This window comes from Stenotrophomonas sp. 3diitr2024, assembly GCF_042136455.1.
Lineage (GTDB): Bacteria > Pseudomonadota > Gammaproteobacteria > Xanthomonadales > Xanthomonadaceae > Stenotrophomonas > Stenotrophomonas sepilia.
In genome coordinates this window covers 1-13,361 of record NZ_JBHHMJ010000807.1, presented here as the reverse complement: position 1 = coordinate 13,361, position 13,361 = coordinate 1, and the positions used below count along the sequence as shown (strand labels likewise).

Genomic DNA, 13,361 nt, shown 5'->3' with positions numbered 1-13,361 from the left:
CAGGGAGCGCACCATGCAGGACGTAGCGCAAGGCCAATGCAAAGTTGTGTCCGACAGCCGCTGGTCACTCAGTACCTTCATGGAATTCTATGAACGGGTATTGAGTCCTCGCATTTTCCACCCTTACGGGAAGCTGCTGGCCAGGGAAATCGCCAGTGACATCGATGGCGGATTCGTGGTCAGGGACGTGCTGGAAGTGGCGTGCGGCACCGGGGTGATCACCGCCAGCCTGTATGAGGATCTTGCGCGGCCACGGGGCTTGCGACTGGTGGCCAGCGATCTCTCGCAGATTGCGGTGGACATGGCCCGGCGCGTCCTGAGCCCGGAGCTCCAACAGCACGTTCCGCTGTTGGCCGACGTGGACATGGCAGAGCTTCCGTTCGAGGACAACAGCTTCGATGTGATTGTCTGTGGCTTCGGCCTGATGTTCCCGCCGGACAAGGCGCGCGTGGCCAGGGAGTTCCGCCGCGTGCTGCGGCCGGGCGGGCGTGTCTATGCCACGATGTTCCACTACAACCAGCTCTTCGAACTCACCCGCCAGCAATCGCAGCTGCATTTCGGCATGCCCTCGCGGCTGATGGACGCGGCGCTGAGCCTGACTGACCCGTCCCCGGTCACCCGGGCGTTTGCAGTCGAAGGCCTGTCCAGGCCCAACGATCTGCCTGCCGGGCTGTATCCCCTGTCGTTTTCGCTTGACGCGGCCGGTGCGCGCGAGTTCCTGTTCAACGCCTGCATCCTGCTCGAAGAGTTCAACCAGTGCGACACCCGCACCCGCGAGCACTACCTGGACCTGATGCTGGCGCAGTTCAGCAAGGACGTGCCCGACCAGCGCTACCGGGTGGAGGCCTGGCTGCTGCGAGGCCAGGCTGATCCCGCCCATGCGGGCATGACGCTGGACATCGCGCCGCCCGACTTCTCGCCACTGGTCCGCTGCCAGCAGCTGACCCATCGCGCGTCCGGCGCGGACGCCGAGCGCGCAATCCCTGCGCACGAGGTGCAGGGGCTCGCTGCATTCACCGCTGCCAGGGCGCAGTTCCTGGCCGAGCATCCGGGATTCCCCGACGCATCGGTAGAGAAAATGCGCAACGAGGAGTACGCACGGCTGGACGAGCAGTCCGTAACGTACCTGGATCATGTGGGCGGTACCCTGCCACCCGAAAGCCTGCTCGAACAGGACCTGCAGGCGTTGAAACACGCGATCCTGGGCAATCCGCACAGCGGATCGAAGGCCTCGCAGACCGCCTACCAGCAGGCACGGGACGCGATCTACGCCTTTTTCGGCTGTTCGCCGGACGAGTACGAGGTGATATTCACTGCCAACGCCAGCAGCGCGATCCGGCTGGTGGCGGAATCGTTTCCCTTCCAGCCGGGCACGCAGCTGCTGCTGACCAAGGACAATCACACATCGGTGCATGGCCTGCGCGAATACGCCAGGGCCAAGGGCGCCTCGCTGAAGTACATCCCTCTGGACGAAGACCTTCTGCTGCACGAGGACCTGATGTGGCGTGCGCTGCGGCGGTTGGGCGACGGCGCCCCGCACCTGCTGGCTTTTCCCGCCCAGTCCAACGCGACCGGCGCCCGGCATGACCTCGCCTGGATTGCCCGCGCACAGGCGCATGGTGCGATGGTGCTGTGCGATGCGGCCGCCCTGCTCCCGCAGGCGCAGCTGGATTGCGGCACCCTTCAACCGGACTTTGTGGTGGCCTCGTTCTACAAGATCTTTGGCTACCCCACCGGCGCGGGCTGCCTGCTTGCCCGCCGCTCGTCACTGCAACTGCTCAGGCCACCGTCCTTTGCCGGTGGTGGTGTCTGCTACTACTCCGGTCCCTGGTCGCCGACCGAGCGGCTGCTGTATCGCGACGCCGGGCAACGCTTCGAGATCGGAACACCCAATTACGCCGCGTTCCCGGCGATCACCCGAGGCTTTGCCTTCGTGGCGCGGATGGGCGGCGTCGAGGCCCTGGCGCTGCGTTCCGGTGCACTGGCCCGGTGGATCGAGATGCGCCTTACCGCGCTTCGCCATACCGTGCGCGGCGACATACCGCTTTGCTGCGTGTACGGCCCGCCGGCACAACGCAAGGGAGCAACGGTGATGCTCAACTTCTTCGACTGCTATGGCTCGATCATGCCGCATGCCCGCATCAAGCACCTGGCCGACCGCTTCGGCATCACCCTGCGCAATGGATGCTTCTGCAACCTTGGCGCCGTCCAGCAGGCGACCTACGCGACCGCGGGTGCCGAGCACTGCGAACTGGACAAGACCGGGAAAATCCTCGACTGCACTGCCTTCGACGAGAAAATCCTGGACAAGGGAGACTGCGGCGCAGTCAGGATTTCATTTGGGCTCGGCTCGAATTTCGCCGACGCCTACCGCTTCCTGGTGTTCGCGACCTGCCTGCTGGATACCGACGTTTCAGGTCTTGAAAGTGTGATCGCCGGGAACGCCACTGCGGCCGATGCAGGCAGTTCCCGTGGCGCTCCTGCCGTGCCGGCCTGACCCCCTGCGGCGAGCGCCACCGGCGGCGCGCCACGGCGACGTTGTTCCAGCACGGACGTCTCCAGGTGGGGGCGTTGCGCGGAGCGCGCATGGCACTCGGGCACGGCGCCCCGTAAAGGGGGCTGCATGCGCTCGCGTGCACGCACCCTGCCCGGGTTGTCGCCGGTGATGTCACGGAAGATGCGGCCGAAGGTGCCCAGGCTGCTCCAGCCGGTCTGCGCGGCGATCTCGGTGACCGGCAGGTCGGTGTCACGCAACATCGCCACGGCCCGTTCGATGCGGCGGCTCAGCAGGTAGCGGTGCGGCGGCAGCCCGAATGCCTGCTTGAACGAACGCGCGAAATGCGCCGCGGATACGGCACTCACTTCGGCCAGGCGGGCCACCGGCCAGTCCTCGTGGCTGGCATGGTCCATCCGGTCCTTGGCACGCAGCAGGCGTCGCAGCAGTTCGGGGCTCTGGTTCATGCCGCCACCGTGCGCGCCAGATGATGTCGCGCCGCATGCCTGGCCTGCGCGGCCTGCTCGCCCAGCCAGTCACCGAACGCAATGACCTTGGCGCACCGGCTGCGCGCCGTCGGTGCGACGAACCAGAAACCCCGCCCGTCGCTGGCCACACCGGGATGTGCCTGCACCAAGCGCCCGCTGTCCAGTTCGGCCTGGAACAGGATTGGCGAAGCAATGGCGATGCCCTGCCCGGCAATGGCCGCGCCCACGTCCAGATGCTCTACCGCAAAGGGGGTGATGAAGCTCTCTGCGGCCGGCGGCGGGACGGCACCATGTGCGGAGAACCACAGTGCCCACCAGTCGGGCCTGCCGAGCAGCGGAACGTCCAACGCCCGGCGACCGAGCCCGTCTGCCGCCGGCAGCAGCGCTGGCGCGCACAACGGGGTGAAAATGCTGGGGAACAGGGGCGTGGCCTGCAGCCCGGGCCACCCGCCATGCCCATTGCGGATGGCGGCATCGAAACGCCCGGCGGCCAGGTCCTGGGGCTCTGCCGACAGGTCCAGTTCCAGCACGATGTTCCGATGGCGGGCACGAAAGCTGCCCAGCCGCGGCGTCAACCAGCTGGTGCCCAGCGTGGGCAATACGGACAGGCGCAATCGCGCCGCATCCATGTCAGCGGCACGCATGAAACTGGCACGAAGCGCGTCGAAGGCCCGGGTGGCCTCCTGCGCGACGCTGGCACCCGCTTCCGTCAGCTCCACATGCTGTGCATGGCGCAGGAACAGGCAGGTACCGGTCTGGGCCTCCAGCCGGCGCACGTGGTAACTCACCGATGCCGCACTGGTGTCGAGCTCCTCGGCAGCACGGGCGAAACTGCCCAGCCGCGCCGCCGCTTCGAAGGCGCGGATGGCGACAAGCGATGGAAGCTGGCGTTGGGTCACCATAAGTGTGGCTTAGCCTGAGCCCCGATATCTGCGTGGTCAATCCCCCTCGCACCCGCAACGATGGAGGCAATTCCGGCAAGGGGTCACGCACATGGATCGACGGCAGTTCCTGGCCACCTTGGCCGCGGCGGCAGCCTCAAGCGCCCTGCCCTCGGGGCGGCCCCTGGCCAGCCACAGCGAAGACTGGAAATGGTTACAGGGCAACTGGCGGGTCCGGCACCAACGGCTGAAGGAGCGCCTGCGGGGTGATACCCGCTGGGAAGCCTTCAGCGGCGCCAGCGCGGTCTGGCTCACCCTGGGCGGACTCGGCACCATCGATGACAACGTCATGGCGCTGCCTTCGGGTCCCTACAGGGGCCTGGGCGTGCGTGCGTTTGATCCGGTGTCTTCCACGTGGTCGATCTGGTGGATCGATGGACGCAACCCTGCCTATATCGAAGCGCCCGTGCGCGGCGTCTTCGAAGGCGATGGCGGCAGCTTCCGTGGTCGTGATCACTTCAAGGGACGCCCCATCGACGTCTGGTTCCGCTGGCATGACATCCATGGCGAGGAGCCGTGGTGGGAGCAGGCGTTCTCCGACGATGCCGGCGCGCACTGGGAAGTGAACTGGCGCAACTGGTTCCGCCGCACTGCGGCAGCCCCCTCTCCGCTTCCGAAGCTGCCGGATGCACCGCGCGATTTTGATTTCCTGGTGGGCCATTGGAACGTGCGCCATCGTCGCCTGCGCGCTCGGCTGGCAGGCAGTGATGCGTGGGACGCGTTCAACGGCACCCTGCACAACTGGCCGGTACTGGGAGGATTCGGCAACGTGGGCGACAACCTGATGGACGTGCCTGGAGCACCGGTGCGCGGCATGGGTATCCGCGCCTGGAACGCGGCGGAACAGCACTGGCTGAGCTGGTGGCTGGATGGCCGGGAGCCGACCCGGATCGGCGCGCCGCTGCGCGGTGGTTTCGAGGATGGTGTCGGCCGCTTCTTCGGCGAAGACCAGCTCGACGGTCGAACAATCCAGACGCGGGTGATCTGGGCACGCATCACCCCGCGTTCGGCGCGCTGGGAACAGGCGGCCTCAGCCGATGGTGGCCGCAGCTGGGAAACCAACTGGGTCAGCGACTTCGAGCGACAGGCATGAAGCCGCTGTTGGCCGTGGTGCTGCTGGTTGCTGCGTCGCCTGCCGCGTCTCAATCAAGGCCGCTGCAGATCATCGGCCCCGCCGAACGCTTTGCCCCGGGCGTTGCATCCACGCAGTACGACGAGATTCGACTGACCTTGAGCCCGGACGGAAAAACCGCACTGTGGTTCAGCCGCAACCGGCCCGGCGGTCCGGGCGGGTATGACATCTGGGTCTCCCGCCACGATGGGCAGCGCTGGCGGCCGGCGACGCCGGTACCGTTCAACACGGCCGGGCGCGACTTCGATCCCGCGTTCTCCGCAGATGGGCGCGTCGTGTATTTCTGCTCGGACCGCGCAGGCGGCCAGGGCGGCGACGATCTGTACCGGGTCAGCATTGGACGCGACGGTCGATTCGGCGAACCGGAGAATCTGGGCCCCGCGGTGAACAGCGCGGCCGACGAGTTCGCGCCGATGCTCTCCCCGGACGGTCGTACGCTGTTGTTCTCCAGCGATCGCGCGGGCGGTGCCGGCGGCCATGACCTCTACAGCGCCACGATGATCGGCGGCGTGGCGCAGCTGGCGCGGCCGCTGGTCGGTGGCATCAATACCGCCGCGCAGGAGTTCGATGCCACTTTCCTCGGCGACGGCCGAACGGTGGTGTTTGCCCGCGCCCTGGACTTCGGCAGTGCACCGGTGCGCCAGTTCATTGGCTACGCGCGTGGAGGCCGTTACGACGCGGGCCATGCATTGCCCTCCCCGGTGAACGAAGCCTTCGGCGACAGCTACGGTGCGATGCTGGATGGCTCGCAACCTGACACTTTGACCTATTCGGCGCGGCGCGCAGACGGTGCGGGGTTGGACCTGTACCGCATCCGCTACCGTTCGGGCGAACCATGATCCGCGCTCAGCGCTGCGCCGGCAGTTCCAGCCGATGCTTGCGGCACAGCCGGTACACGGTCACCCGCGAGATCTGCATCTGCCGTGCGCACTCGGAGACGTTGTAGCCGGTCTGGCGCAGGGTCTGCAGCAGCACATCGCGCTCGGCCTGGCCGCGGGCATCCTGCAGCATCGCGCCCGGCGGCGCATGCTCGGCCCCACCCAGTTCAAGGTCGCGCTCGCTGATCAGCTCGCCTTCGGCCATGATCGCCGCCCGCTGCACCCGGTTGAGCAGTTCACGCACGTTGCCGGGCCAACCGAAGCGCCGCATCGCCTGCAGCGCAGCGGGCGCAAAGCCACGTGCACGCACGCTGTGGCGCAGGCGGAAGCAGCGCAGGAAGTGCTCGGCCAGCAGCTGCACATCGGCGCCACGCTCGCGCAAGGGCGGCATCAGCAGGCGCAGCACATTGAGCCGATAGTAGAGATCGCTGCGGAACCGCCCCTGCGCCACCGCGTGCTCCAGTTCGACGTGGGTGGCCGCGAGTACGCGCACGTCGGCCCGCAGCGGCTGGCTGCTGCCGACGCGCTCGAAGGTGCCTTCCTGCAGCACGCGCAGCAGGCTGGTCTGCGCCTCCGCCGGCAGGTCGCCCACCTCGTCGAGGAACACGGTGCCGCCGTGTGCGGCTTCGAATACGCCTATCTGGCGCTTGTCGGCGCCGGTGAACGAGCCGCGCTCGTGGCCAAACAGCTCCGACTGCACCAGGTTGGCCGGAATGGCACCGCAGTTGACCGCGATGAACGGCTTGCCCGCACGGCAGGACAACGCATGCAGCGCGTGAGCCGCCAGCTCCTTTCCGGTACCGGTTTCGCCGGTGACCAGCACCGGCAGTTCGACCGGCGCGAACTTGTGCAGCACGGTGCGCACCGCATGCAACGCAGTACTCTCGCCGATCAGTGCGCGTGGTCCCTGGCCGCCGCATACCTCGCTGGCAGAAGGATCATCCGCGTCGAACTGCTGGCGCATCGCAGCCACCAGGTCCTGCAGGCCGAAAGGCAGCGTGAACCGCGAGATGCAACGCTGCAGCAAGGGCAGCCACGCTGCAGGCGTGGGCCCTGCGCCGGGTGGCAGCACCGCAAGCCAGGGCAGATGCACGTGCTGTTCGATCCATGGCGCCAACAACTGCAGCGCGGGCGTATCCAGATGGCGAAGATCCAGCACAGCGACCAGCCGATCACGCCCGCGCAGCCCGATCGCCATCGCCGGGTCGGGATGGATGCGGCGCACGTACCAGCCTGCGGCCGCCAGCGCGCTGCGCTCGTTCGCCAGCGGCTCGCCGAACCAGAGCACGCAACGTGATGTAGAAGCCTCCGGGACCGCCGCCATGCTTCCCCCAGCATCCGGACACCGTCGGCGGACTGTCAGGCAATCACCGGCGTGCCGCCCTCCGCCGGGACCCTCTACGGCCACCGCAGCGGCCTTTGATGGGCGGATCCTAGCGCTGCGCTAAACGGCGGCGCAATAAGCGCCGCGTCAAGAGACCACCGGCTGAAGCGGCATCGTTGCAGTCCGCGACGGCACCTGTAACACCCGTGTGACAGTCGGGCGCCCGCGTTGCCCTGCGGCGCTTGGTACAGCGCAATCCCAACATTTTTCCGACGCCGCTGTAACAGCGCGGCAGCAGCACCCCACGCCTGCCAGCGCCTGGCGCCATGGCAGCCAAGCCTTGCAGGGTTGGCACGGTTGATGCGTGGTTCCGCCGCACCCACCACGGGAGATCAGCATGGACGGCATCACCCCCATTCGCGGCCTGCTGGCAACGCTGGCCATGGCCCTGCTGTCGGTTGGCGCGAGCGCCTCTGCCTCCGGTGCACGCCAGGGCGTGAAGGCTCAACCGGGCGAAATCGTCCTGTTGCGTGATGTGTCCGCACGCCCGGCCTATCGCATGGCGCCCCCTGGCATGGCGCTGATCGCCGACCCGAAACCCCAGCGCGAGATTGCCAGTGCATTGGGCACCGGTGGCGCCCCGACCGGCATGGACGAACTGAGCGATGAGGACTATGCCGGCATGGGGGCCGGCCAGGCAGCGGCCGCCGCTTCGCCGCGTGGCACAACGGTTGAACGGGTTACCCAGCAGGCCCTGGGCGGCACGCTGGGCCGCAGCAGTGACGGCATGGTCGGCAGCAGTCTGGGGAGCGCCATGAGCGGGCCGCTCGGCGCGGTCGGCAACAGTACCCGCGGCATCGGCGAGACCGTGCGCGGCGCTCTCGGCCAGTTCCCGCTGCAGGGCATGGCCCCGGCAGGTGGCAAGTGAGGCGGGCGCACTGGCTGCTGCTGATCCTGCCTGCCACGCCGTTGATCGCGCAGGCCGATGACTACAGCGGCATGCTCGCCTACCTCGACGTTGCCCGCATCGACGGCCGTGCACTGGCCGGCGCGAACGGCGCCATCGCGGTCAACCAGGCGGCCGGCGACCTCAATATGCAGGCCAACCTGCGCGGCATCGCCACGGGCGAACATGCCGACGTCTCGATCGGCAACCGACAACTGCGCGGTGGCAACCGCGTGCTGGGTGCACCGATGCACGCCACTGCCGTCATCGATGGCAAGGCGCTGGCCGGTGCCAGCGGCATCGCATCCATCAACCAGGCCAGCGGCATCGCCAACACGACGCTCAACGTCGTCAGCGCGACGCTGGCCCGACAGGGCATACGCGAAACCGACGATACGGCCTTGGCCGCCGAGGGTTCCGCGTTGGCAGGGGGGCGGGACGACGCCGGTCGCGGCGTCGCGACGGGCACCCGCAGCGCCGGTGTCACCAGCACCGCGCTGCGGGGATTCGACGGGGTCCTGCAACTCAATCAGATCGCGGGCAGCGGCAATGACACGGCCAATGTGCTGGGCCTGGTCGTGCAGGACCGCCCGTGACAACCACCCAACCGATGCACCACCTGATGAGAGAGAGGGCACCATGAAAGCGACCGTCAAACGGACCATGCTCGCCATGGCGATTGCCACTGCCTCGACCGCCGCTGCGGCCAATGGCTGGGACAACCAGAACGCCAACGCGAACATCAACCACACCCACACCGTCAGCGAAACCCGCAACGAGACGCACAACCACACCGACAACGACGTGCGCAACCGCACCGTCAACGTCAATGTGCAGAAGCACAGCACCATCCAGGCCGACGAACGCAAGGAAAAGAACAACCACGGCGTCGACGTGAACCTGGAGAAGGACCTGCGACTGAGCACCGACATCAATTTCTCCGGCGACCCGAACATCACCGGCGACATCGACCTCGACTCGGCGGCCATCGCCGTGATCGACAACCGCCAGTCGATCAGCAACAACGCCACCAGCAACAGCCTGGTCACCAACAGTGCCTCCCTCGGTGACAGCGTGGGCGCAGGTGCCTCCGGCAACCTCGGCTTCAACGTGGTATCGGGCGACAACAACGCCCAGGACAATGCCGCCTCGTTGTCCGCCGCCGACGCGTCCTTCAGCTTCGGCATGGCCGACGCCGAGGTGTTCGTCAACCAGGCCGGCTTCGGCAACGCGACCATGAACTCCGGCGTGACCAATGCCGCAGGTCTCGGTGGCAATGCCTTCGGCGGTGCGTCAGGCAACATCGGCGTCAACATTGCTTCGGGCAACAACAACGAGCAGAAGAACGCGCTGGCGGCGTCGGTCGCGACCACCGCGGTGGCGCAGTCGAGCATCAGCTCCAACCAGGTCTCCACCGGCAACACGGTCAGCAACGCCGGCTTCGTGCAGTCCTACACCGATACCGTGCAGGTCGGCATGCGTGGCGGCGTCAGCGGCCTGACCCTGGCCTATGGCGCCGGCACCTACCGCGGTACCGGCAACGCCTATCAGATGGCCAACTACTATCTGGATACCTGGAGTGGCGAGCTGCCACACCCGGGTGGCAGCAGCACCGGCCACATCGACCTGGACGACGAAATCCAGAACGCCACGATGAACCCCAACCGGCCGGGGGTGGGTGGCCTGGGCTTCGATACGCGTGAGAGTGGCACCAGCCAGTTCGTCGAGCTGGGCGTGGCCGACCTGTATGCCAGCCTCAGCGGCACGGTCAGCACCACGCGCTGGGTGAACGTCAACGCGACCAACACCTCGGCCTTGTCGGGCAGCGCCTTCTCCGGCGCCTCGGGCAACATCGGCGTGAACGTGGCCGCGGGCACCGGCAACCTGCAGGCCAACAGCCTGGCCCTGGCAGTCGCCCAGCCCAGCACCGGCGGCGGTGGTGGCAGCGGCGAGTAAGCGCAACACCCCGGCCGTCCGCCAATGGCCGGGTTCCCGGGAGCTCCTGTTCCTCCTCCCCCTTGGGACAGGGGCTCCCCCTTGCTGCCGGAGAATGCGATGTTCGGCCACCGTCTCTCGATACGCCTGCTGGCCTGCCTGCTGTTGCTGGGCGGCGCGTCTGCGCGGGCGGGCGACGTCGGCTTCGCCGGCGTACTGCCCAATGGCGCGCTGCTGCAGCAGAAGGTGGAGAGCATGCAGGAACGGCGCTACCGCAACGTGGTACGCCAGCACACCGATTACAGCTGCGGAGCGGCCGCACTGGCGACCATCCTGCGCCATGCCTACCACCTGGACACCGACGAGGCGACGGTGATCGAAGGGATGATGGGGGTGTCCGACCCCGCGCTGGTGGCCGAGCGCGGTTTTTCACTGCTCGACATCAAGCGCTATGTGGAATCGCTGGGCATGCGTGGGCGCGGCTATCGCATCGATGAGGCACGCCTGCGCACGCTTCGCGTTCCCGGTCTTGTCCTGATGGACGTGCGCGGATTCCGCCACTTCGTGGTGCTCAAGCAGGTACGCGACGGCGTGGTCGAGGTGGCCGATCCCATCCTTGGCAACCGCAGCCTGGCGCTGCCTGAATTTCTCGCTGCCTGGCCATCGCGCGCCGTATTCGTGGTGATCGGCAGCGATTTCGATCGCAACACAGTCCTGCTGCAACCCAGCGAACGACCCAGTGCCCGCGCGCTCTACGCGCGACAGGGGCCGATCACCGATGCCGAACTGGTCGACTTCGGCTTCAGCCACGCCGACCTGTTCTGAAGGAGGCTCCGCCATGTTCCGCCACCGACTGTTGATGGCCCTGCTGCTGGCCTGCCCCGCCCTGCCCCTGCAGGCAGCGGACGCGGCGCCCGGGCGTGGCCTGAAGGAAATTCCGGATCCCGAACTGAACCTGATGCGCGGCCGCTACACCGTAGGTGGCAATACCGTGGCCTGGTTCGGAGTGACGATGGTCTCGCAGTGGCAGGCCAGCAACGGAAGCGTGCTGCAGGGTGCGTTGACCCTGGGCATGGACTTCCGCGGCGGCGGCAGCCCGAAATTGAGCTTCCAGCCCAGCGTGCACGTGACCGCCGCAGATGCGCCGCTGCCTGACACGCAGGGTCGCCACATCGACAGCAGTGGCCTGGCCAACGCCAGCGGCCTGGTGCAGAGCGTGCAGGTGGCCGGCGATGGCAACGTCGCCCGCAATGCGACCACGCTGGTGGTGCGCAACGGCACGGTGCCGGCCCGTTCGTATGACGGTGCCCATTCGCTCAGTGCGCAGGGTGCAGGCGTCTCGGCCTCCGCGGTGCTGGACGGCAACCAGGCACGCCTGCGGTTGCAGGTGGATGGCCAGGGCCTGGTCCAGCAATGGATACGCAACGGCAGCGTCGGCCAGGGCATCGCCCTGAACGGTGACGGCCAGATCGCCAGCAACCAGCTGCGGCTGGAGCTGGTGCGGGATACCGCGGGCGGCAACCTGCCGTTGAGCCAGAACGTGGCCCAGGCGATTGCGATGGACCGCGGCATGGGGCCGGGCCGGTAGCACCACGGCACGGCGTTGGGGGAAGCGTTCCACAACGCAGGACACGAACATGCACACCCTGATGAGGATCACACCGTTGGCGCTGGCGGCGCTGGCGGGCACCGCCTTCGCCGCGCCACCCGCGGCGGAAGATGGCGCCGACGTGCAGGCACTGGCCAACCAGCTGGAGCAGCTCAAATCCAACTATGCGCAGGAAGTGCGGCGGCTGCGCGAACTGGACATGCAGGTGCAGGCCATGCAGGCGCGGCTGAGTGGGAAGGTTGGCCCGATGGCCCTGTCTACGGCTACGGCAGTCGAGCGTGGCGCGACTCTACAGACTTCGTCGGGTGGCGAAGGCTACGCCAGTACCGCCGCCGAGGCACAGCAGGCGAAGCAGGAATCGCGGCGCAGCGTGGATGATGTGAAACAACAGCAGTCGGCGCTGTTCTCGCGCCGCTTCACCGTCGAGAACAGCCTCACCTACGCCCGCTACGACCGCAAGCAGCTCACCCTCAATGGTTTCCTGGCGCTGGACGCGATCTTCCTCGGCAACATCGCCATCGAGAACGTTGAATCCGATTCGCTCACCTACAACCTGGCCGCACGTTGGGGTGTCAGCCCGAGCCTGACGCTCAACCTGGACGTGCCTTACCTGGCGCGGCGCACCGTCTACCAGAAGGGCGGCGCCGGCGGTGCGGCGGCCGCGATCGCGCAGGAAGAAACCAATGGCAACGGGCTGGGCGATATCGGCCTGAGTGCGAATTACCGCTTGTTCGGCGAACGCGGCTGGCGCCCGGAGACCGTTCTCACTGCCGGCGTGACCGCCCCTACCGGGCGCGCACCTTACGGTCTGGACTGGAAGGTGATCGAGCGAGACGACGATGACTACATCCGCTTCGCCGTACCCAGGGAACAGCCCACCGGCAATGGCGTATGGCAGGCCAATGTGGGCCTGTCGATGGTCAAGACCGCCGATCCGGCGATCCTGTTCGCCAACGTCGGCTATGTGCATTCGTTCCCGCGTGGTTTCAGCGACATCGACAGCAACCCCGACACGGTCAACCCGGGTGACGTGAAGCTCGGCGGTGCGGTCTACTTCGGCGCTGGCGTGGCCTTTGCGTTCAACGAGCGCACCAGCCTCAGCCTGTCCTTCAGCGACCGCATCAGCGCCCGCGCTTCCACCCGTTTCCAAGGCGGGAAGTGGATGAAAGTGATCGGCAGCGACGCCAACGCGGCATCACTGAATCTGGGCGTGACCTACGCGCTCAACCAGCACACCACACTGGTGACCCTGCTGGGCATCGGGCTGACCCCGGATGCACCGGACTTCACTCTCGCCTTCAAGATCCCGTACATGTTGTAGCGACAGCGCCAGGCACGGCCCTGCGCCCCGGCAGGGCCTGGATTCATCTTCCGGCACCACAGCGGTCCCTGCCCGCTGCTATATTCAGCCCAGCTCGGCAGGCATGGTGCCTGCCCTCGAATCACAGGGAGTTGGACATGGGTCTGGTACAGGCGGTGAAGGGTGCGGTCGGTGGTGTGCTGGCCGACCAGTGGAAGGACTTCTACACCGTGCCCACGGGCCTGCCCTCGACGGCGGCCCTGTTCGCGGCGGTGCCGCGTGGCCCCAACGCCGGCCGCGGTTCCCACCCCAGC

The 13,361-nt window shown here is 67.3% G+C and carries 11 protein-coding genes and 2 pseudogenes; 10 read left to right on the top strand and 3 right to left on the bottom strand.

Annotated elements, in window-relative coordinates; all coding sequences use genetic code 11:
• Positions 1–100 precede the first annotated feature (100 nt).
• Positions 101–2,497 carry an aminotransferase class V-fold PLP-dependent enzyme gene (locus tag ABGA94_RS21520; protein ID WP_258392170.1) on the top strand — a complete coding sequence of 799 codons (2,397 nt, stop codon included), beginning with the start codon at positions 101–103 and terminating at the stop codon, positions 2,495–2,497.
• A 26-nt stretch (positions 2,498–2,523) separates the two neighbouring features.
• Here the strand turns inward: ABGA94_RS21520 and ABGA94_RS21515 are convergent.
• Positions 2,524–2,961: pseudogene (locus tag ABGA94_RS21515) on the bottom strand (helix-turn-helix domain-containing protein); the annotation flags it as partial.
• A complete protein-coding gene (locus ABGA94_RS21510) occupies positions 2,958–3,884 on the bottom strand; it encodes a LysR substrate-binding domain-containing protein (protein WP_005416638.1) in 927 nt (308 codons plus the stop codon). The pseudogene ABGA94_RS21515 and the gene ABGA94_RS21510, both read right to left, overlap by 4 nt.
• A gap of 91 nt (positions 3,885–3,975) precedes the next feature.
• Between ABGA94_RS21510 and ABGA94_RS21505 the strand changes: the two genes are divergently transcribed.
• Both ABGA94_RS21505 and ABGA94_RS21500 read left to right on the top strand, forming a co-directional pair.
• Entirely contained in the window at positions 3,976–5,016 is a 1,041-nt protein-coding gene (locus ABGA94_RS21505) for a hypothetical protein (RefSeq protein ID WP_375368064.1), read from the top strand.
• Positions 5,013–5,894, top strand: coding sequence for a PD40 domain-containing protein (locus tag ABGA94_RS21500; protein ID WP_134955408.1), 882 nt, complete (start codon positions 5,013–5,015; stop codon positions 5,892–5,894). The genes ABGA94_RS21505 and ABGA94_RS21500 overlap by 4 nt, the downstream gene beginning before the upstream one ends.
• Positions 5,895–5,901: 7 nt before the next feature.
• Here the strand turns inward: ABGA94_RS21500 and ABGA94_RS21495 are convergent, their stop codons facing one another.
• The gene (locus tag ABGA94_RS21495; RefSeq protein WP_375368063.1) at positions 5,902–7,257 is read right to left on the bottom strand and encodes a sigma-54 interaction domain-containing protein; all 1,356 of its coding nucleotides are present in this window, start codon (positions 7,255–7,257) and stop codon (positions 5,902–5,904) included.
• Positions 7,258–7,654: 397 nt separating this feature from the next.
• Between ABGA94_RS21495 and ABGA94_RS21490 the strand changes: the two genes are divergently transcribed.
• The 7 genes and pseudogenes from ABGA94_RS21490 to ABGA94_RS21460 form a co-directional block, all read left to right on the top strand.
• Positions 7,655–8,185, top strand: coding sequence for a hypothetical protein (locus ABGA94_RS21490; RefSeq protein WP_069138473.1), 531 nt, complete (start codon positions 7,655–7,657; stop codon positions 8,183–8,185).
• Positions 8,182–8,799: a hypothetical protein gene (locus tag ABGA94_RS21485; RefSeq protein ID WP_005416643.1), complete on the top strand. Its 618-nt coding sequence runs from the start codon at positions 8,182–8,184 to the stop codon at positions 8,797–8,799. Before ABGA94_RS21490 ends, ABGA94_RS21485 begins: the two co-directional genes overlap by 4 nt.
• Positions 8,800–8,842: 43 nt before the next feature.
• The gene (locus ABGA94_RS21480; RefSeq protein WP_375368062.1) at positions 8,843–10,159 is read left to right on the top strand and encodes an adhesin; all 1,317 of its coding nucleotides are present in this window, start codon (positions 8,843–8,845) and stop codon (positions 10,157–10,159) included.
• Between the two features lie 99 nt (positions 10,160–10,258).
• Positions 10,259–10,963, top strand: coding sequence for a C39 family peptidase (locus tag ABGA94_RS21475; RefSeq protein WP_005416645.1), 705 nt, complete (start codon positions 10,259–10,261; stop codon positions 10,961–10,963).
• 13 nt (positions 10,964–10,976) lie between these two features.
• On the top strand, positions 10,977–11,726 hold the full coding sequence (locus ABGA94_RS21470) for a hypothetical protein (RefSeq protein ID WP_375368060.1): 750 nt from the start codon (positions 10,977–10,979) through the stop codon (positions 11,724–11,726).
• Positions 11,727–11,775: 49 nt separating this feature from the next.
• Positions 11,776–13,068: a transporter gene (locus ABGA94_RS21465; RefSeq protein WP_329915402.1), complete on the top strand. Its 1,293-nt coding sequence runs from the start codon at positions 11,776–11,778 to the stop codon at positions 13,066–13,068.
• Between the two features lie 137 nt (positions 13,069–13,205).
• A pseudogene (locus ABGA94_RS21460) lies at positions 13,206–13,361 on the top strand (SPFH domain-containing protein); the annotation flags it as partial.